This window comes from Streptomyces sp. NPDC029466, from assembly GCF_055574515.1.
Genome location: NZ_JBVHZH010000040.1, coordinates 32,278 through 51,537, shown reverse-complemented (window position 1 = coordinate 51,537; position 19,260 = coordinate 32,278). Strand labels below are relative to the sequence as shown.

Genomic DNA, 19,260 nt, shown 5'->3' with positions numbered 1-19,260 from the left:
TGCCCGGGAAACAGCCCAAGTGCGGTGGCCGGCCGCCCATCGCTGCCAAGAAGCTGGCCCGGCCGGTCAGGGCGAGCATGGGCCTCCAGGCCGGCAGGGACGGCCGCCGGCGCCGCCCGCTCGGCAGTCGTTCGGACACGCGCGTGCTGCGGTCCTCTCGTAGAGCAATGTGCTGCCGGGAGCGTGGGCCCGGTCCGGCTGCTGCCACTCGGCGCACGTTGGGAGCCGAGCGCCCCACGACGCACGAAGAGGCGCCGGGTCGACACATAGGTTCAGAGCGGCCCTGGGCCACCGTAGGCCCTGCTTCGGAGTTGGGCCCACGGCGAGGCATCAGGCGGTCAGAGGTCGAGTTCACTGAGGCCGGGGTGGTCGTCGGGGCGGCGCCCGAGCGGCCAGTGGTACTTGCGCTCCGACTCCTTGATGGGGAGGTCGTTGATGCAGGCGTAGCGCCGACGCATCAGGCCGTTGTCGTCGAACTCCCAGTTTTCGTTGCCGTAGGAGCGGAACCAGTTCCTGGAGTCGTCATGCCATTCGTAGGCGAAGCGCACGGCGATGCGGTTGCGGTCGAAGGCCCAGAGCTCCTTGATGAGCCGGTAGTCCAGCTCCCGGTCCCACTTGCGAGTGAGGAAGGCGATGATCTCGTCGCGGCCGGTGGCGAACTCCGCGCGGTTCCTCCAGCGGGAGTCCACGGTGTAAGCCAGGGCGACCTTCTCCGGGTTGCGGGAGTTCCAGCCGTCTTCCGCCAGACGGACCTTCTCGATGGCGGTTTCCCGGGTGAAAGGCGGGAGCGGGGGGCGCGGTTCGTCGGTCATGTCGTCTCCTTGAGTGTGTGCCGTATCGCCGTAGGCGGGTGCGTGCGCCGGTGGAGTGGGCAGTGATGTGATGGAGAACGATGGTTCTCTCTGTATTTCGACGATACGAGAACGGTCGTTCTCATGCAAGTGTCACGACAGACTTGAACAAGAGATGTCGGGGGGACCGCCGAGGTGGAGCGAATCGTGCTCATCCCCACGGCCTGTATGCCCTGGCCGTGGAAGAGCTCTGCTGCGGCGTCGAGGGCTCGCTGCTCGACTGTCTCGCCGTTCCACCTCGATCACGAAATCATCGTTCTCTCGCATGCCTCGCCCGATGCCGGGGCGGGCACTCCGGCTGGCCGGGGGCATGAGGCGCGGTCCCTGCGTGCACACGTCTCCCTGTCGACCGGGTCACCGCCGTATTCGACCGCGCTGCGCCTAACTGGCGGCGTAGGCCGGGGTGAACTCGACCGGTAGCACCGTCAGTCCCCCTGCGGATCCACATCGAGGGCCGCCATGCCAGCGCCTGAGCGTCCACCGCGAGGACGACGTCGGGAATCCGGTCCAGGGGGCCGTGGGCTGATGGCGGCTGCGATCAGCGAGATCAGGTCCTGGATGGCCTCGTCGTTGGTGAGCCCGGCTGGATGGGCCGGCATGCAGGAGACGACGTCCGGGCCGGGCTCGGGCGCTAGTGCTCCACCAGCCGCTGGAGCCTGCCTTGCACCCGCAGGTAGGCGGCCACTGGGTCGCCTACCTCTCCTGCGTCGAGCGGGATGACAAGGTCCTCGGTCAGGCCCGAGGCCGCTCGTGTGCTCAGGCGGGGGCGATGATGTCCGTGCGCGCGGTGCGCAGCAGGATGCGTGCGGCGTCTTTGGCCTGGCGGGCGGGCTCCGGTGATTCGAAAATGGCCGCGGTCGTCATCGCGCCCTCGGCGAGGAGGACGAGGTGGTCGGCGAGCCAGCTGGGTGCCTCCGCGGCGGCTACGAGGTCGGCGATGTACTGCCGGAATGCTTTCTTGTGGGCCTTCACGATATCCGCGACGGTTTGGGAGGACGCTCCCAGTTCTCCGAAGGAGTTGATGAAGCCGCAGCCGCGGAAGTCCGGCTCGCTGAACCAGCGGTACAGCCAGTCGAAGACCGCCAAGATCCGCTGCGTGGGGGAGTCGTAGGCATCCGCGTATCGGGTCAGATCGCGTAGCCATCTCGCGTCCCGCCGCCGCAAGTATGCCTCGACCAGGGAATTCTTCGAGGGGAAGATCTGGTACAGGCGCTTCAGGGGGACAGCGGAGGCGGAGCGGATCGCGTCCATCCCCACGGCCTGGATGCCTCGGCCGTAGAACAGCTCTTCGGCTGCGTCGAGGACTTTCTGCTCGGCCGCTTCGCGTTCCATCGCCCTCACCTCATCTCGGGAATCATCGTTCTCCTACCGTACCGCGGGTGGGCCGGGGGGTGTTCTCGCGCGTCGGGCCGCGGCGCCGCCGTGTTTGTGTGTCCCTGTGGGATCGGGGGCGAGCGGCTGGCGTCCGCTGTCCGCTCGGCGGCGGATCGGAGTCACTCGCGACCCGTTGGCGCCGGCCGGGCGGTGTGCAGTCCGAGGGGGCCGTGAGCCGCGGTCCGCTCCGAGCCGTAGACCTTGTCGAGCGTCCGGATCGGGGGGGGGACCGGGACGCCGCCTGTCTTGAGTGCGGCGCACCAGCCCTCGACGGTGTCCCGGCACAGGGTGGCTTCCAGCGCGGCGTTGAGCTCCGCACGGTGGGCAACGCGATCCCGGTTGGTGGCGAACAGGGGGTCGCTGCCCAGGTCGGGCCGGTTGAGCACGGCACAGAGCCGCTGCCACAGATCATCGTTGCCGACGGCGATCACGGAGTAGCCATCGGCGGTCCCCGTGAGCAGCCGGTCTCCCCGGTCGAGCAGCAACTCCCAGTGGGCGGCGGCCAGTTCGGCGGCAGGACGGATAGGTGGCTCGTCGAGGGCGCGTAGTCGGCGGGGAGAGGTGTCGGCTACCAGGCGGTGCGCCGACTCCTGTCGCATGCACCTATGCGCAGGGGGCGAGGACGGCCCCTCTTCGGATCCCGAGCGCAGGGGGCTGCGGCACGACTGGCAAGGCTTGGTCAGAGTCAGGGTTTGGTGGCATGTCCGGGGATCGGCGATGCCGTTGACCGGATGTGCTGTCTATATCCGGGCCCACCCGAGGTGGACCGGCTCCGTACGAGGCGCGGGCACGACGGCGAGCCCGGGGTCCTGCCTCAGGCGCGCGCGGATGAGGCGATGGGGGGCGGTCAGGCGGGGGCGTAGCCGCGGGCGTGGACGAGTTGCCGGGTCAGCTGGGTGAAGGCGCGGGCGGCGGCGCTTTGGTAGGCGCCTTCGCGTCTGAGCAGCGTGACGGTCCGGGTGGGCAGGTGGGGTTCGAGGGGCACGGGGGAGAGGTGGGGGTGGTCGTGGGTGATGGCATCGGGCAGGACGGTGGCCAGCGGGGTGCGCCGGACGATTTCTGTGAGGGCCTGGATGGAGTTGGCCTCTACTACGATGCGCGGCTGCACCTGGTGGGCGTTGAAGTAGGCGTCGATGTGGCCGCGGGTCGCGAAGTCGGCGCTGAGCAGCGCCAGGTGACGTGCTGTGAGGTCTTGGACGGGTAGCGGCTTCTCACGGCCGGTCCCGGGCCGGTGGGCGCCGATGACAAGGCTCAGGGTTTCGGTGAACAGGGCGCTAGCGGTGATGCCCGGCAGGTGGGAGCCGTGGAAGGCGATGCCGAGGTCGAGTTCGCCGGTCAGCAGACCGGCTTCGATACGGTCCTGCGTCATCTCCTTGACGTCCAGGGTGATGCCGGGGTGGTGGGAGTGGAGTTCGGCGGTGAGGGGGCCGATGAGGTAGGCGGTGAAGGTCGGGGTGATCGCGAGGCGCAGGTGGCCGCGGGAGAGGTCGGCCACGTCCACGACGGCGCGTTCGGCTGCCGCCAAATCCCGCAGGGCACGGCCGGCGTAGCGGACGTAGACCTCACCGGCGTCGGTGAGCCGCACGGTCCGCCCCGTGCGGTCCAGCAACTGCGCGCCCACCGTGCGCTCCAGCTGCTTGATCTGCTGGGACAGGGTGGGCTGGGAGATGCGCAGGTCTTCGGCGGCACGGGTGAAGTTGTGGTGCTCGGCGACGGCGAGCAGATAGCGCAGGTGACGCAGTTCCAGAGCCATACCCGCAACTATAGATGCGATCGATCATAGTCATGGCTACTTCGTCTTGGACGCTATAGGTGCAGGTGGCGCATGGTGGATCTCGTCAGCCCCACGGGGGCGGCAGCCACCGAAAGGAGCGACCGTGCAAAATTTCACCGAGGGCGTCACGCGTTTCCAGCGGGATGTCTACCCGGCCAAGGCGGAGCTTTTCGCCCATTTGGCCGCGGTCCACCGGCCGAAGACGCTGTTCATCAGCTGCTCCGATGCTCGTGTGGTGCCCGAGCTGTTCACCCAGAGCGAGCCGGGTGAGCTGTTCGTCATCCGCACCGCGGGCAACCTCGTCCCCGCCTACACGCCTGGCCCGGACGGCGTCGCCGCCGGCATCGAGTACGCCGTCGCTGTCCTGAACGTCACCGACATCGTGGTGTGCGGGCACTCCGCCTGCGGGGCGATGACCGCCCTCGCCGAGAACCACGACCTGAGCAGCGTGCCCGCGGTCGCCGACTGGCTGCGCCACGTGGACGCCGCCCGTCCCCACACCACCACAACCGGCGGGACGAACGTGGGGGCCCTGGTGCGCCAGAACGTGCTCGCCCAGCTGACGAACCTGGTCAGCCACCCGTCGGTGGCCCGCGCCCTGGCCGACGAGACGGTCACCCTGCACGGCTGGGTCTACGACATCCCGACCGGCATCGTCGAGGAACTCGACGCCACCGGCCGCTCGGCCCCCCTCGCTGCCTGACCCCAGCCCCCGAACCTGCTCCCTGCCGCCCGCCGGCGCCCGGGATCACCACCAAAACCGCCGTTCCCCGCTGTGCTTGGCGAACGGCGCTCTCAGGAAAGGAAGCCCTTCTCATGGTGCATGCTCAGTTCGACCCCGCTGCCCGTCAGGCCCTGGCCGCCGCAGCTGTTGAGGCCAAGGTGCGCCAGGACCTGTCCTGGCAGCAGATCGCCGACGTGGCCGGTCTGTCGGTCGCCTTCACCACCGCCGCCGTGCTCGGCCAGCACCCCCTGCCCCAGGCAGCGGCCGAGGCCGTCGCCGGGTTGCTGGGCCTGGACGAGGACGCGGCGCTGCTGCTGCAGACGATCCCGACCCGCGGCTCCCTCCCCGGCGGTATCCCCACCGACCCGACCGTCTACCGCTTCTACGAGATCCTTCAGGTCTACGGCACCACCCTCAAGGCTCTGGTCCATGAACAGTTCGGTGACGGCATCATCAGCGCGATCAACTTCAAGCTCGACGTGAAGAAGGTCGCCGACCCCGAGGGCGGGGACCGCGCCGTCATCACCCTCGACGGCAAGTACCTGCCCACCAAGCCCTTCTGATCCGGCTGGCATCGGCAAGGACCGGGGCGGGCCCGTGACGACGACACCGGCCCGCCCCGCCTCGCTCCGATCGACCGTTCGGTCTTCCAGCGATGCCGACCGAGGCGTTCGCCGGACTCGACTTGCCGGGCCGCGCGATGCGCGCGACGAGCCCCGGCTCGCGCAGCCAGGCCAGGTGTTCGGCGGAGAAGTACGCCTTGTCCGCGCGGAGTTTGACGGGTCGGCGCCGCCGTGGTCCCCGGCGGGACCGGACAGCGGGTATGCCGCGGATGAGCGGCTTGCGGGCGAGGCTGTCGTGCGTGTTCGCGCCGGACACGGCGACGGCGAGCGGGATTCTCTGGGCATCGGACAGCACGTGCGGCTTGCTGCCCTTCTTGCTTGCCGCGATCGACCGGGTTCGGCCCGGTCAGCGATCCCCCCTTTTGGCGCGAACGGAGGCCGCGTCGACGCTCGCCGAGGTCCAGTCCACCTGGCCCCGGGCCCCGAGTTCGTCCAGCACCGCCCGGTGCAGCTGACGCCACAGGCCGGCCTCGGTCCATACCGTGAAGCGGCGATGCGCGGTGGCGGTGCGACGTGCCGAACGTCGGTGGCAGATGCCGCCAGGCACAGCCGCTGGTCAGCGCGTACACCACTGCCGTGAACACGGCCCGCTCGTCACACGGAGCGTGTCCCACCACCTTGCGGACGAGCAGCGAACGACGGCAGCAACGGGGCGGCCGGCTCCCAGAGTTCATCAGGAACCAGACGCTTCGATAGATCAGCACCTACGACCGGCGTCCTGCCGCACGAGCATCACGTCACGTGAGACAACCTCTAAGCCTTGCTTGGTGCGGCCGACCTGGCGGCCTGCTCGATCTTCGCGCAGTAGGCTGCACGGGCTTCCTCGTCGATCCGCTTCTCGTGTTCGGCGCGCAACCCGGTCCGGCCGTCGAGGCCCTCGCGCAGGATATCGGCGTGCCCGGCATGCCGGATGGACTCGCCGAGGACATGGACCATGACGGCGAACAGGTTCGTGTCGGCATCAGGCTCCGGCCACCACGGCACATGGCCGGGGGCGTCGAGGGGAAGCTCGTTGATCGTCGCGTCCGAGTGTTCCCACGTGCGCCGGCAGAACTCGATGATCTGATCGCGGGTCTCGTCCTCGGTCGCCCACAGATCGCTGCCGTTGGCGTCCTGCCACCGGGGCAGCGGTTCCGGGGAAGGGCGGTTGAAGACCTCGCCGAAGTACCTGGCCTCGACGGTGGCCACATGTTTGACCAGGCCGAGGAGGTTGGTCCCGGTCGCTGTCAAAGGTCGGCGGGCGTCGTATTCGGACAAGCCGTCGAGTTTCCAGAGCAGCGTCTTACGGTCCCGCCGCAGTCTCCCGTGCAGGTTGTCTTTCGCGAATTCATCGATCATGCGGCATGAGCCTGCCATGGGCTGCTGGTGGCCTCAAGATCGCGTACGTGGTCCGCAACGACTGGCAGAGCCGAGGCCTGGCCATGGCCGCCGCCCTGACCTGCTACAAGAAGCTCGCGAAACTTGCCACGTGAGACAACCTCTAAGGGCCCCAGACCGGTCTCCGCGCCCCAGGCCGGCCATTGGCCATCGCTGAGCCGATCGCGGATCCAGTGCTCGGCCTCTTCCAGAGGCCGGGCCAGTATTGGTGGTGGCTGCCCTTCATGATCCTCTTGCTTGAACGTTCAGCGCATTTCGGCCAGGGGTCGGGCAACGGCGGGTCGGGGTTTGCGCTCGTGCACGTCAACGCCCTGCTGGTGCAGCAGGTCCTGGCCGAGCGGGTCTGGGTGAAGGAGCTCAGTGACGAGGGCTGTGGCGGCCTGACCGCGTTGTTCTGGTCCAACGTCAACCCGCACAGCACCTTTCCGCCTGGACATGGACAAGAGCCTCGACCTGGGCACGGCCGCTGCCGTGCCCGTCCCCGCAACCCAGCGGACGCCGCCCGAGCGACCACGGAGAACCGATGAAGGTCTTCCAGGACCTCACTGCCCCCGGTTGAGCGAGGATGCCGCGGATCGCGGACTACGTGTCACATACGCATTGAGGCGAGACGATTCGTCTTGTTACGATGGCGGCATGGCTTTCCTCTTCTTCGTCTGAGTCCGGGTACGGCCGATGCCGCCGTTTCTGCTGCCCGTAGACCCTTCGCATGCTCAGGGAAAGTCACATGCGCGACCGCGCCCATACCTTCGTGCCCACCGCCGTCCCTGCTGCCGTGGCGCAGCTGTCCGTCAAGGACGTCACCAAGTCCTATGGCGCCCGGACCGTCCTCGACCAGGTCTGCTTCACCGTCCGTCCGGGCGAGAGGGCCGCCGTCATCGGTGAGAACGGCTCCGGCAAGTCCACCCTGCTGCGGCTGCTCGCCGCGGCCGAGATGCCGGACGCCGGGGAGATCACCGTCGGCTTCCCCGGCGGTACCGGCCACCTCGCCCAGACCCTCGACCTCGATGAGGCCTGCGCCGTGCAGGACGCCATCGACCTCGCCCTGACCGAACTGCGCGATATGGAGCGACGGCTCCGTGCGGCAGAGGAGTCCCTCGCAGACGCGTCGGACAAGGAGCTCGCCGCGTACGGCGAACTGCTGATGGCATATGAGGAACGCGGCGGATACGAGGCGGACGCTCGCGTCGACGCCGCCATGCACGGGCTCGGGCTCGCCGGGATCACCCGCGACCGCCTGCTCGGCTCGCTGTCCGGCGGCGAGCAGTCGCGGCTCGCGCTCGCCTGCGTCCTGGCCGCCGCCCCCGAACTACTGCTCCTCGACGAACCGACGAACCACCTCGACACAGCGGCCGTGCACTGGCTGGAGGATCACCTGCGCGCACACCGCGGCACCGTTGTCGCGGTTACCCACGACCGAGGCTTCCTGGAGCGCATCGCCACCACGATCCTCGAGGTCGACCGGGATGCGCGCACCGTGCGCCGGTACGGCGACGGCTGGGCGGGCTACCGCACCGCGAAGGCCGCCGCCCGGCGCGGCGCGGAGCAGCGGTACGCGGACTGGGTCGAGGAGGCGGCCCGTATGGAGGAACTGCTCGAGGCCGCAGGGAGGCGGCTCGCCACCACCGGCCGCGACCCGAATCAGGGTTTCGGAAAACACCGCCGGTCCAGCGAGGCGAAGCTCGGTGGGAAGGTGCGCTCCGCCCGGGAGCGCCTGGCCCAGCTGCGACGCAACCCGGTGCCGGAGCCGCCGGCGCCGCTCCGTTTCACGGCGGCGCCGACGGCGGCAGACGGCCCCGCCCAGGGCCCCCTCGCCGAGTTCGACGGCGTCCGGGTCGGCGAGCGGCTGCGTCTGGAGGGGCTCCTTGCGATCGCGCCTGGACAGCGGCTGCTGGTCACGGGGGAGAACGGCGCGGGTAAGACGACGCTCCTGCGCGTCCTGGCGGGCGACCTGGAGCCCGACGCGGGCACGGCACGCCGCCCCGCCCGTATCGGCTACCTTGCGCAGGAGCTGCCCGCGCACACCACACGGCTGCCGCTGCTCACCGCGTTCGCGGCCGGGTGGCCCGGACTGCCGGACGAGTACGCCGAACAGCTCCTGGGAATGGGCCTGTTCCGCGAGGAGGACCTGCGCGTCCCGGTCGCGGCCCTGTCCGCGGGACAGCAGCGGCGGCTGCAGATCGCCCGCCTGGTAAGCCGGCTGGCAGACCTCCTCGTCCTCGACGAGCCGACCAACCACATCGCGCTCGATCTGGTCGAGGACCTTCGGACAGCGCTTGCGAGGTACCCAGGCGCGGTGGTCATGGTGTCGCACGACCGCGAATTCCGCGCCCGCTTCGAGGGGGAGCAACTGGAGCTGCGTGCCGGCCGCAGGTGTTGATCCCGTCGGTTCGCCTCCGCCGCGAATGGCCCGCCCGCATGAGGTGCTGCAACCGACTGGGCGACTTAAACACCCTCATGAAACGGTCCAGGGCCGTGAGCGAGGACTTCAAGCGCGTGGGAGCGCACTCCTGCCCGTTGTTCACCTGTGCCGCCCCCGCGGGCTCCTCGTGCCGGACCGGGAAGGGGAGGGTGGCCAGCCAGTACCACACCGCCCGCTTCCGCCTCGTGCCCCAACTCGCCCAGGTACTCAGCGTTCCGATCCCCTCCGTACGCAAGCCGGGCTCGTGGGGACCGAGCTGCCCGGCCCGTCAGCGCCGGCGCCGAGCCTGTCGGACACGTCAGCCTCGGGTACGGCCCGTGCCTCGACCGCCCGGCAGTTCCTCGACGCGCAGCTCGACTCACTCGCCGAAGCCTGGGGTGAAGCGCGTCTTCTCGGAGAAGATCTCCACCCGCGCCACCCGGCGCCCCGAGCTGGAGGCCGTCGTGAAGTTCGCCGGGAAATCCGCTCCTCCGGCGTCGCTGCGACCACCGGTGCGGGACCCTTGCTCACGGCCAGGGATCCCACAGTCGCGGCGAGAGCGGCGTCGGCAGCGAGGAACGGGACAGCGGATGGGAGAGCTCTTGGATGAAGGCGTACGGCAGGGTCAGCTTCGCCGGCTAGCCTGCGTGCGCTTCGACGCCGCGAGCGGTTGCTTCCCGTGCGGAGAGGAAGGCACATTCAGAGGGCGGTCGGGAAGCCGGACGGCTATGACAACAGCAATCACGAAGACCGCGAGCAGGGCATAGAAGACGGCGGGCAGCCCACGTGAATCGGCGAGCCATCCGAACGCCGGTGAGCACAGGCCGCCTGCCGCCATCGCCAGTCCCAGGGTCAGCCCACTGGCCGTACCTGGACGATGGGGCAAGTAGTCCTGACCAAGGGTTACTTGCGCGGCGAAGGGCAGGAACATCGCCACGCCGAACACTCCCGCACTCAGCACCAGAACCGGGAACGTCGGAGCCCAGGCGATACCCAACAGGGCCGGAAGCGCCACGAGATAGCCGACCCGCACCGACGACATCCGGCCGTACCGGTCACCCACCCAGCCGCCGAGCAACGTACCAGCAGCCCCGGCCGCGGTGTACGTACTGAGAACGGCGGCGCCGCCTGCCGCAGACTCGCCCAGATCACGCTGCGCGTGCAGTGACACCATCGACGTGACCGTGACGAACGGAATGGACCATCCGACGATGAGGGCCACGAGACGGGCAAAGGAACGCCAGTCATCCGCCCGCCCCTCATCACCTGCCCCTGCCCCTGCCCCTGCCTTGGCCGATGCGCCGGTGACCAGCGGAGCCGCCGCCGTGTGGCCCCGCGATCGCATCCAAGGCTCCTTGAGGGCCCACAGCATCATCATGACCACGGCAGGGATCGCCAGCAGATAGCTTCCAGCGAATCCCGCTGCCCCGATAACGAGGGTGACCAGCGTCGGAGCGATGGCCCCGCCGATGGTTCCGCCGACGGAGAAAATGCTCATGGCCTTCTGCGAGGATCCGCCGGCCGCACGGGCCTGACTGGTCGCGGGCGGGTGGTACGCCGCAATGCCGATCCCTGCCAGCGCAACACACAGCCAGGTGACCAGGTAGTTCCCGGACAGCCCTGCCGCCATCACGCCGAAGGCCGCGGTTCCGAAGCCCGCCGGCACCAGCCAGGGCCGTGGCTTGCGGTCGGAGAGCGCGCCGAACAGTGGCTGGAACAGGCTGGATATGCCACTCGCTGCGAACGCCAGGCCGGAGACCGCTGCGTAGCTGTAGTGACGCTGCGACATCAGAAACGGCAGCATCGCGGGGATCGCGCCCTGATAGAGGTCATTGACCATGTGCGTCCCGGCCAGAAAGCCGAGTTGACCTTTTTTCATGTGGAACGTCTGCTCTCTCATTCTCCGTGATGTGGACTGAGAGCCTCAGCTACTCAGGTCCTCAGAGGAGTTACCTTAACGAGCACGACAGGGCGAGTAAAACCCTTATCTGTCAGGACAGTTGGACCGCCTACCGGTCCTTCCGTCTCGCGCACCGCTGTTCGGGATCTCACCGGCCACGATCTGCCGCGCATTCAGCGCCCTGGGCCCCTGCTCGCACCGGAGCCGACCCCGCGGCCCGTTGCCGACATCGAGCGGTTGTGGATGGCGACGGCACCCTCGTCCCCGCCCGCGACCGGACGGTGGGTGCTTCGTCGCGTAACCACCGGCGTCCGCCGCAGTGGGAACGGCGGACGGGCCCCGTTCCCACGTGCCGTCGAGAGCCCATCTGATGAGGCGTTTGCGGGCAGTCTGGGACGACCCGAGTTCACCGGGCAGACCCGGCAGCCCCCTGGGCAAGCACTTTCGGTACCTTCACGCGATGGCCTCAAGGGCGCGGAGGGGGTCAGCAACACCGCTTGCCGTGCCAGGGTCCAGCACAGGACGCCGTGACCGTGGCCTTCGCGCTCTCCGGCAACCTCGCGAGGGCGGCACTCGCCCTTTCGTCCGGCCTCAGAGCCACGCCAAGTACACTCAACGCGATCCAGCCATCAGACAAGCTGAGAGGTGAAAGCGGTATGCCGCTCGGCGCTCTTCGCCCAAGCCCTCTGGTCGAGCAGGCCACCCAGCATCTGCGCGACCAGATCACTGGAGGGCAGTGGCCGGTTGGCACCAAGCTCCCTGCCGAAACCGCCCTGGCCAAGACCCTCGGCGTGGGCCGCTCCACCGTGCGTGAAGCCCTGCGTGCCTTGGCCGGAGCCGGCCTGCTGCAGGCGCGCCAGGGGGCCGGCGTCTTCGTCATCGCCGACGAACCCGAGAAGGACTGGGCCACCCGGCTGCGCCAGGCCGCAGTCACCGATATCTACGAGGTGCGCATGCTCATCGAGGTGCAAGCCGCGCGCCTGGCAGCACAGCGCTGTACCAAAGTCGATCTCACCGCTATGCAGACGGCTCTGGACGCCCGCCGAGCCGCTGCGGACGGTGATGACGCAGCCTTCGTCGACGCGGACATCGCCCTGCATGCGGCGGTCGTCGCCGGAGCCCACAACCCCGTACTCACCGACCTGTTTGCCGAATTCGTCCCCTCGCTGCGCAAGGGGCTGATCGATCTGCTGGACATTCTCGACCTACGGGCCAATGAGCCGAATCACGGGGACGTAGTCCATGACGCACTGGTGCGGGCCATCGAGCGCGGTGACGCCGATACCGCCGGCAGCACCCTCCAGGCTGAGCTGGAGCAGACCCTCGCACGCCTCCACCGCCTCTGAACCACGGCGGCATGCAGCAGGAACCGAAGTGCCGGACCACTCATGCGGGTTCTCGATGAGGTACTGAGGGCCGGTGGCGGCAGATGATCTGGTCGAAGTCGGGTGGCTTTGTTCACGGATCACGACAGCGGTTGTTCAGCACTCTGGGAGGCGCCTGCCCCGGGGGCGAGGTCGCTGTTCACGAGAACGGACAGCACCCGTCGGCTGACTCCGCAACCCGGGCAGGGGTGGCTCCTGAGCCTCGGCACCCGTAGTGGTGTGCTGACTAGATCGTGTGGACGATCGAGGCGGCCATGGTGGTCGCTGGCGCCGGCTACCTGCTGCGGTTCCCGCGGAAAGGCGAGGTAGGCGGAAAGGCAAGGTAGACCGGCTTGGTCCCCGATTCTCGGGGGTGTCGCCGGACCGTTCACCTCGCCTGCGGCGCACCTCCGTGGTCCGATGGAACGTGGGCAGGAAGGAGAGGGCGATGGTCCCACCAGCAGCGGAGCGCAAGGGTGGCGCGGCCCCGGTATCAGTCCGCCCGCTGGATGAGACGGACCTGGATCGGGCCGATGAGATCTGCAGGGTCGCTTTCGGGACCTTCCTGGGGGCACCTGATCCGTTCGGGACCGCCGACTACGTCCGCACCCGCTGGGCGGCCGATCCACAGGCGGCGTTCGCGGCGACGGTCGAGGGCGAAGTAGTGGGATCGAACTTCGCCGCCCACTGGGGCAGCGTCGGGTGTTTCGGACCGCTGACCGTACGTCCGGATCTGTGGGACCAGGGCATCGGCAGGCGTCTGATGGATCCGGTCATCGACTGCTTCGACGCCTGGGGGAATCGCCACCTCGGCCTGTTCACCTTCTCGCACAGTCCCAAGCATCTTGAGCTCTACCGCCGGTACGGTTTCTGGCCTCGATTCCTCACAGCCATCATGAAGAAGCAGGTCACAGACGGTGCCGCAGCCCCCGGCCGGGTGCTCTATGGCGAACTGCCCGCCGCCGAACGGCCCGACGCACTGAGCCGCTGTCGCGCACTGACCGGAGCCGTGTACGAGGGCCTGAGCCTGGAACGCGAGATCGTGGCCGTGCACGCGCAGGGACTCGGTGACACCATCCTGCTCCATGGCACTGGCTCCGAGCTCGACGGCCTGGCCGTCTGCCACTGCGGAGCCGGGTCGGAGGCCGGCGTGGACGTGTGCTTCATCAAATTCGGCGCCGCACGTCCTGGTCCGGAGGCCGCCGACCGGTTCGAGCGACTGCTCGACGCATGCGAGCGGCTGGCCGCCGAGCGCGGGCTGGGGCAACTGGACGCCGGCATGAACCTGGGGCGCCCGGATGCCTACCGGCGCATGATCGACCGCGGTTTCCGCACCTGGTTGCAGGGCGTGACCATGCACAGGCCCAACGAACCCGGGTACAGCCACCCCGACGCGTATGTGATCGACGACTGGCGTTGACCACCGCCGCGCTCGGCCCGCCAGGAAAGCCCGGTGCTGTCAGAACCCGTGAATGTTCCGAGCCAGTTCCGACGGCAAGACAGCTCCTGGACCACTGTCGAAGTGCTGTCCGTTCCCGCGGATAACGCCATACATGTACGTCTCGGTCACTCAGCGCTCCGCGCGGACGGCTTCGACGGCCGCGACGAGGGTGTCGCAGGCGCCTCGTCGCCGACGGCCAGGTCCGCATGGATATCACCGCCGAGTACGCCCTCGGGGGCCTGGCCATGGCCGTGCAGCGCCTTGCCGAGGGCACAACGCACGGCAAGAGCATCCTCCGCGTCGCCTGACAACACGCAGAAAGCGCCGATCGCGAGGCAGCCGGCGCCAACTGGTTGCGTTGGGTATCTGCCACTTCGGTCGTGATCACCGTTGTCTCGGTCTGGCCGAAGGCGCGGGGGACGCGGCGACGTGGACGGCTCTGGCCGCGTCGTGGCTTCGCGAACGTGCGGAAGCCTGAGGGCGGATGTCCGCCGGCTCTCGGGGCCAGAGGTGTGGTTCGCCGATCGCCGGGGCGACCATCGGCCGGCTTCGCAGTCACGTGCTGCCGGTCGTCTCCCGCCTTCAGGCGCTCTTGGCAATTGCGATGATGACTGCGTCGTCGCCGAGGTTTCCGCCTGCATGGCGGAGCAGGTCGTCGTGGAGGTGGCGTACGAGGGTGTCGGGGGCGGTCGTGTCGCAGGAGGCGACCCGGTCGGCAAGGGGATAGAAGGCGCCGCTCCGGTCACGGGCTTCGATGACCCCGTCGGTGTACAGCAACAGCAGGTCGCCGAGCTCGAAAGAGAAGGTTTCCACCGTGTAGTCGCTCGCCGAGGGGGCGGTGAGGCCGAGGGGGAGGGCGGGTTCGTCGGCTTCCAGAGACTGGATCTTTCCGTCACGTAGCAGCAGTGGCGGGGGGTGACCGCAGTTCACGAGCTCGATGAAGGGGCCGTCATCGTGGATGTCCAGTACCAGCGCGGTGGTGAACGACTCTTCGGCGTCGGGACCTCCGTCGACGCGGTGGCTCGTGTTCCAGCACGCGGCGTTTCCCAGGTGGGCCACGATCCCGGGCAGAGAAAGCTCGCGGTAGGCGGAGCCCCGGAAGGCCCCGAGGATCGAAGCGGCCTCGTCCACGGCAGGCAGTCCTCTACCGCGGACGTCGCCGACGACCAGGCGGGTGGCACCAGGGGAGGCCACTGCCGCGTACAGATCACCGCCGATCAGGGCCTCGGACTCGGCCGCGATGTACATGGACGCGATCCGCAGCCCTCCGATCTTGCGGGGCAGCGGCCGCACCAATACCCGCTGTGCCATGGTGGCTACGGCACGTACCTCTTCGAGAGTCCGCTCACGCCGGTCGCGCACGTAGCGGAAGATCGTCACCAATGCTGAGATCAGGAACAGGGCGGCGATCTGAGCCAGGTGGTTCGCAGTCATCAAGCCGCCGTGCAGCTGACCGATGAGTACTTGGGCCGCTACGGCGAGGGCGCCGATGGAGGCGGTGACGCCGGGGCCGGCGAAGGAAGCGGTGAGCGCGGGCGCGGCCACCAGGAACGGACCCAGGTGGACGGCCTCCGGAACGTTGATGTCGATCACCGTTACCGCCGCGATGATCGCGAGCGGGATGGCGATCAACCCGGTGCTTGGCTGCCAGGATCTCTGGGAGCCGAGAAGGTCATGCCGGACGCCCATATCTCCTGCTTACACCCGGAAGGCTCCAGGCGCTCAGAGCCACACCAGCGTTGCGCTGGTGTGGCTCTTTGCCGGATGCCTCCGGATGCGACAAGCGTTTCCGCACACGCCTCGGCCCTGGAGCGTGCCGACGGCCGACGGCCGACGCCGCGATGCCGCCGCGGGCTGTCGGCACGGGGGCACGCCGGCTCCACCTACGGGGGTGCTTGCACAGCGATGAAGCTCTTGGCGGACGGGTGACCGACCGAGATCAGCTGTCTTCACCCGGATCTGCGTGCGCTGGTCCAGCTGAGGGCCCGGCGGTCAGGGACGCGGTCGCGTCGGCAGGTAGTACGGGCGGTTGTGGGCGGCCACCGGGGGAGACTGGTACGTCCAGGCGCCGGCGGCCGGTGTTCCGTCGCCGAGGAGGGCGCGGAAGTCGCGGCCCAGGCCGTCGTCCGGGGCATGGACCGCCAGGCGGGTGCGGCCGGAGTGTTCGGGGGCGGACAGGTCGTACCAGCGGTAGGGCTGGTACACGTTCATGGGGCCGGCGAGCAGTCGCCCCTCGGGATCGGTGCCGTAGCCGGTGATCGGGGCGGAGTTGGCGGCGACGGGGGTGAGGCCGTCCAGCTCCGCCGTGATGTCGAGCAGCGGGCCCGGGTCCTTTTCCAGGGTGTCGTCCGGGCCGACCGTGGCTGTCTTGCACCGTACGGTCCAGGTCTCGCCCGCGGGTCCGTTGAGGGACGGCAGGTCGACCTCGAACCAGCCGGGATACTTCGGTTCCGCGTACAGCTCTTGCCCGGCCCTGATGGCGAACGGGTTGTCGCACACGACGTGGACGCGGGCGATACCGAGCAGCTTCGTCTGGTCCCAGCCCTGCGCGTACTGGGCGTAGGTCAGCCGCGGCAGCCGGCCGCTCTCGTCCGTCGGGAACGCGATGATGTTGAACTCGATCTCCTGGGTGATGCCGCCGCCGAACGCGTACTGCGCGAAGTACAGCTGGTAGTTGAGCGAGACCAGCGCCTGACCGTCCTCGAAGGCGGCGGCGGTCAGGGCCGGGTGGTGTTTGGCGAGCAGGACGTGGGCCGGTCCCGGGTCCACCAGCCAGTCGATGCCGATCTGGTGCAATGCCCCGTAATGGAAGGGGAGTTGCAACGGCTGGGTCACGGGCGGCAGGGGCAGCGGGGTGGTCATGCCTGGGCTCCTCGTGTCGATGACGGCTCGTTGAGCGCGGGGGATGCCGGGGGCGAGGCGAGGGAGGCCGGGCGGTCGCGGGCCGCCAGGTCCGCTTCGATGCGCTCGGCGCTGCGCAGGGCGAGCGCGGCCATCGTCAGCGTCGGGTTGGAGGTGGCCACCGAGGGCATGCTGCCGCAGCCGATCACGTACAGGCCGGGGTGGTCCCAGCAGCGCTGCCAGGCGTTCACCACCGACGTGGCAGGGGAGTCCCCCATGATGTGGGTGCCGGCGGCATGACCGGCACCGCGGTAGCCGTACATACGTCCGCGGTGCTCGAAGCGGCCCGGCCAGGCCGCCACCGGCGTGTAGTCCGTGTGATCCTCGGCACCGAGCAGCGCGAAGATCTGGTCGGAGACCGCCCGGGCCGCCGCCATCCCTTCCTTCACGTGCTCGTCGAGGTCGTACGTGACGAGGGGGCGGGGCAGGCCCAGCGGATCGCGCTCCTGAGGATGGAGGGTGACCCGGTTGGCGGGGTCGGCGGCCTGTTCCATCTCGAACTGGAGGGTGAACTGGCGGCGGATCCGGTCCCCGACCGCCCGCCGTAGCTCCGCCCCGAACAAGCCCCGCTCGGTGAGGAAGTGGTGCACGTCCGCGTCGACGGATCCCTTCGCCCAGGCCCAGCCCCACGCCCCGAGCTCGACGCGGAACGGCGCCCGCAGCCGGCGTGCCGCGCCGGTGCGGAAGCCCTCGAAGCCGGAGACCGAGCCGGGGCCCCGGTACGGCCCGGTGTCCTCGGGCAACAGGCCCCAGGTCAGCAGAACTGGATGGTCCATCAGATTGCGGCCGACCTGACCACTGCGGTCGGCGAGCCCGGAGAGGAGCAGTAACCGGGCGTTCTCCACGGCGTGCGCGGCGAGCACGACGACATCGGCGTGCGCGACGGACACCTCCCCGTCGTACGAGTGGTACGCCACGCCTGTGGCGTGCCCCCGCCCGTCGACGAGCACACGGCTCACCACGGACCGGTCCTGGAGTACGACGGTCGCGCTCCAGCGTCCCTGGGTCTTGAGCGCGGTGTACTTCGCGTACGAGGGGCAGTGTGGGACGCAGCTCGCATGGCCCACGCACCGGCTGTCCGGGGCGGGCCGCCCGTCCCGCCCGCGCGGCACATAGCCGCGGCCGCCGTCATAGCGGGGGTCCGGGACACTGTTGCGCGCGTGTGGTGTGCCGACCACTCTCAGCTCGACCTCGTGCAGGGTGACGGGGTCCTTGACGCGCCGCCCGTCGAGGCGGGCCGCGAGGAGACGGTCCACACGCGAGGCCGGCAGCGGGCGCATGGGGAAGACGTAGCCGTCGGGGAAGGGTAGACCGACGTGCTCGCGCTGTTCGTCGGCATCGGCAGCCACCCCCAACTCCTCCTCGGCCGCCCGGTAGTGACGCTCAAGGTCCGCGTACGTGAACGGCCACCGCCGTCCGTACCCGAAGGTCTCGGTATCGAAGTCCTCCGGGAGCATGCGCGGCGCGAGGCCGGTCCAGACGTTGCCGGTGCCGCCGTTGACGCGGACGTATCCGCTGGCATACGGGAGCGGGCCGTCCTGCCGCAGGTGGCCGACCGCCCGGTAACCAGGGGTTCCCTCCGTGCCGGAGAGGTCCGTCACGTCGGGCCAGGGGGCCGCCGGATGGGCCCGATAGGGGGAGCCGGGCACCTTGGCGGCGGCCGTCACATAGGTGGTGAGCGGGTCGGCGGACGGTTCGTGAGCGCCGGGGTCCGCCGCGCCGGCTTCCAGGACCAGGACTCGTCGGCCGTGCAGGCCGAGCCGGTGCGCGACGAGCGAGCCCGCGACACCGGCGCCGACGACGATCGCGTCGTACCGCGTCATCGGCCACTCCCCGCCACTCCGTCACCCGGCCCGGACCGGTCGCCCGCCTCACCCCAACTCCCGTACCCCCCAGGCACCGTGGCGGGAGCCTTGAGGCCGGACGCCTTCCACGCCAGGCCCTCTGCGTAGGCGAGCGGGGACACCACGATCGGCGGCGGGCCAGGCCAACTGCCCGTGTACCAGAGGTACGTCACCGCCTGGGCCGCCTCCCGCAGCTCGCCATCCATGGCGTCGTCAGGTTCCACCAGCTCGCGCAGCAGCCGCGCGTACCGCTCAGCGCCGAGCCGTTCCATGGCGACCGCCCGGTACACCTCGGTCAGCCCGGTGGCCTCCAGAGCCACTCCGTCGAAGCCTGTCAGCCGCGCCGACAGGGCGGTGAAGCGCGGTAAGTCGTCTGCGATGGGCACGCGGGCATCGGTGCCCAGCCGCCTGCCGGTCCATGCGCCGCGCCCTCGGAAGGGCTTGTTAGCGACTCCGGGTGGGCCCGGATCTTCGCAGGGACTCACCCGCGCTCCCGCCAGTGACGTTCGGTCGACGAGGAGTGGGATGTGGAGTACACATGGGGGTGTCGACCCCCCGGAGCTGTCCAAGTCCCGGCCACTGCCTGGTCCGCTGTTGTTCATGATCGATGGCACAACTCCGTTCGCGGATCCCTCGTCAAACCCAGTGACCACAAGCACCACGGCGCACTGACATTCCGAAGGGCC

The 19,260-nt window shown here is 69.3% G+C and carries 19 protein-coding genes and 3 pseudogenes; 9 read left to right on the top strand and 13 right to left on the bottom strand.

What is annotated here, in order from left to right:
• Window positions 1-338 precede the first annotated feature (338 nt).
• From ACZ4XD_RS27315 to cynR, 5 genes and pseudogenes are all read right to left on the bottom strand, one after another.
• The gene (locus ACZ4XD_RS27315) at window positions 339-812 is read right to left on the bottom strand and encodes a nuclear transport factor 2 family protein (RefSeq protein ID WP_468046336.1); all 474 of its coding nucleotides are present in this window, start codon (window positions 810-812) and stop codon (window positions 339-341) included.
• Between the two features lie 546 nt (window positions 813-1,358).
• Window positions 1,359-1,587: pseudogene (locus ACZ4XD_RS27310) on the bottom strand (cytochrome P450); the annotation flags it as partial.
• A 20-nt stretch (window positions 1,588-1,607) separates the two neighbouring features.
• Window positions 1,608-2,183 (bottom strand): TetR/AcrR family transcriptional regulator, encoded by a 576-nt coding sequence (locus tag ACZ4XD_RS27305; RefSeq protein WP_468046334.1) that lies wholly within the window; start codon window positions 2,181-2,183, stop codon window positions 1,608-1,610.
• A gap of 161 nt (window positions 2,184-2,344) precedes the next feature.
• The gene (locus ACZ4XD_RS27300) at window positions 2,345-2,824 is read right to left on the bottom strand and encodes a CoA transferase (RefSeq protein WP_468046332.1); all 480 of its coding nucleotides are present in this window, start codon (window positions 2,822-2,824) and stop codon (window positions 2,345-2,347) included.
• A 248-nt stretch (window positions 2,825-3,072) separates the two neighbouring features.
• Window positions 3,073-3,978, bottom strand: a complete 906-nt coding sequence (gene cynR, locus ACZ4XD_RS27295; protein ID WP_468046330.1) for a transcriptional regulator CynR — start codon at window positions 3,976-3,978, stop codon at window positions 3,073-3,075.
• Window positions 3,979-4,102: 124 nt separating this feature from the next.
• Here cynR and ACZ4XD_RS27290 point away from each other — a divergent pair, with 124 nt between their 5' ends.
• Together ACZ4XD_RS27290 and cynS are read left to right on the top strand one after the other, a co-directional pair.
• A complete protein-coding gene (locus ACZ4XD_RS27290) occupies window positions 4,103-4,702 on the top strand; it encodes a carbonic anhydrase (RefSeq protein WP_468046328.1) in 600 nt (199 codons plus the stop codon).
• Between the two features lie 113 nt (window positions 4,703-4,815).
• Window positions 4,816-5,286 carry a cyanase gene (gene cynS, locus ACZ4XD_RS27285; protein WP_468046326.1) on the top strand — a complete coding sequence of 157 codons (471 nt, stop codon included), beginning with the start codon at window positions 4,816-4,818 and terminating at the stop codon, window positions 5,284-5,286.
• Here the strand turns inward: cynS and ACZ4XD_RS27280 are convergent.
• Complete coding sequence (locus ACZ4XD_RS27280; RefSeq protein ID WP_468046380.1) at window positions 5,246-5,674, bottom strand: transposase; 429 nt, start codon at window positions 5,672-5,674, stop codon at window positions 5,246-5,248. The two genes, cynS and ACZ4XD_RS27280, sit on opposite strands and share 41 nt — an antisense overlap.
• 425 nt (window positions 5,675-6,099) lie before the next feature.
• Complete coding sequence (locus ACZ4XD_RS27275) at window positions 6,100-6,684, bottom strand: DinB family protein (RefSeq protein WP_468046324.1); 585 nt, start codon at window positions 6,682-6,684, stop codon at window positions 6,100-6,102.
• 5 nt (window positions 6,685-6,689) lie between these two features.
• Here ACZ4XD_RS27275 and ACZ4XD_RS27270 point away from each other — a divergent pair, with 5 nt between their 5' ends.
• The 4 genes and pseudogenes from ACZ4XD_RS27270 to ACZ4XD_RS27255 form a co-directional block, all read left to right on the top strand.
• The gene (locus tag ACZ4XD_RS27270; protein WP_468046322.1) at window positions 6,690-6,818 is read left to right on the top strand and encodes a hypothetical protein; all 129 of its coding nucleotides are present in this window, start codon (window positions 6,690-6,692) and stop codon (window positions 6,816-6,818) included.
• Between the two features lie 48 nt (window positions 6,819-6,866).
• Entirely contained in the window at window positions 6,867-7,250 is a 384-nt protein-coding gene (locus ACZ4XD_RS27265) for a hypothetical protein (RefSeq protein ID WP_468046320.1), read from the top strand.
• Window positions 7,251-7,450: 200 nt separating this feature from the next.
• A complete protein-coding gene (gene abc-f, locus ACZ4XD_RS27260) occupies window positions 7,451-9,103 on the top strand; it encodes a ribosomal protection-like ABC-F family protein (protein WP_468046318.1) in 1,653 nt (550 codons plus the stop codon).
• A 38-nt stretch (window positions 9,104-9,141) separates the two neighbouring features.
• Window positions 9,142-9,288, top strand: a pseudogene (locus tag ACZ4XD_RS27255) (hypothetical protein); the annotation flags it as partial.
• Between the two features lie 461 nt (window positions 9,289-9,749).
• On the opposite strand, the gene ACZ4XD_RS27250 reads toward ACZ4XD_RS27255, so the two are convergent.
• Complete coding sequence (locus tag ACZ4XD_RS27250) at window positions 9,750-11,024, bottom strand: MFS transporter (protein WP_468046316.1); 1,275 nt, start codon at window positions 11,022-11,024, stop codon at window positions 9,750-9,752.
• A 130-nt stretch (window positions 11,025-11,154) separates the two neighbouring features.
• On the opposite strand from ACZ4XD_RS27250, the pseudogene ACZ4XD_RS27245 reads away from it, so the two are divergent.
• From ACZ4XD_RS27245 to ACZ4XD_RS27235, 3 genes and pseudogenes are all read left to right on the top strand, one after another.
• A pseudogene (locus ACZ4XD_RS27245) lies at window positions 11,155-11,332 on the top strand (IS5/IS1182 family transposase); the annotation flags it as partial.
• A gap of 348 nt (window positions 11,333-11,680) precedes the next feature.
• Window positions 11,681-12,370, top strand: coding sequence for a FadR/GntR family transcriptional regulator (locus ACZ4XD_RS27240; RefSeq protein WP_468046379.1), 690 nt, complete (start codon window positions 11,681-11,683; stop codon window positions 12,368-12,370).
• Between the two features lie 466 nt (window positions 12,371-12,836).
• Entirely contained in the window at window positions 12,837-13,808 is a 972-nt protein-coding gene (locus tag ACZ4XD_RS27235; protein ID WP_468046314.1) for a GNAT family N-acetyltransferase, read from the top strand.
• 146 nt (window positions 13,809-13,954) lie between these two features.
• Here ACZ4XD_RS27235 and ACZ4XD_RS27230 read toward each other — a convergent pair whose 3' ends face one another.
• The 5 genes from ACZ4XD_RS27230 to ACZ4XD_RS27210 form a co-directional block, all read right to left on the bottom strand.
• Window positions 13,955-14,110 (bottom strand): hypothetical protein, encoded by a 156-nt coding sequence (locus ACZ4XD_RS27230; RefSeq protein ID WP_468046312.1) that lies wholly within the window; start codon window positions 14,108-14,110, stop codon window positions 13,955-13,957.
• A gap of 301 nt (window positions 14,111-14,411) precedes the next feature.
• Window positions 14,412-15,518: a PP2C family protein-serine/threonine phosphatase gene (locus ACZ4XD_RS27225; protein ID WP_468046310.1), complete on the bottom strand. Its 1,107-nt coding sequence runs from the start codon at window positions 15,516-15,518 to the stop codon at window positions 14,412-14,414.
• 303 nt (window positions 15,519-15,821) lie between these two features.
• Window positions 15,822-16,691, bottom strand: a complete 870-nt coding sequence (locus ACZ4XD_RS27220) for a hypothetical protein (protein ID WP_468046308.1) — start codon at window positions 16,689-16,691, stop codon at window positions 15,822-15,824.
• A complete protein-coding gene (locus ACZ4XD_RS27215) occupies window positions 16,688-18,553 on the bottom strand; it encodes a GMC family oxidoreductase (RefSeq protein ID WP_468046306.1) in 1,866 nt (621 codons plus the stop codon). Before ACZ4XD_RS27215 ends, ACZ4XD_RS27220 begins: the two co-directional genes overlap by 4 nt.
• Entirely contained in the window at window positions 18,550-18,960 is a 411-nt protein-coding gene (locus tag ACZ4XD_RS27210; RefSeq protein WP_468046304.1) for a hypothetical protein, read from the bottom strand. Before ACZ4XD_RS27210 ends, ACZ4XD_RS27215 begins: the two co-directional genes overlap by 4 nt.
• Window positions 18,961-19,260: the final 300 nt, after the last annotated feature.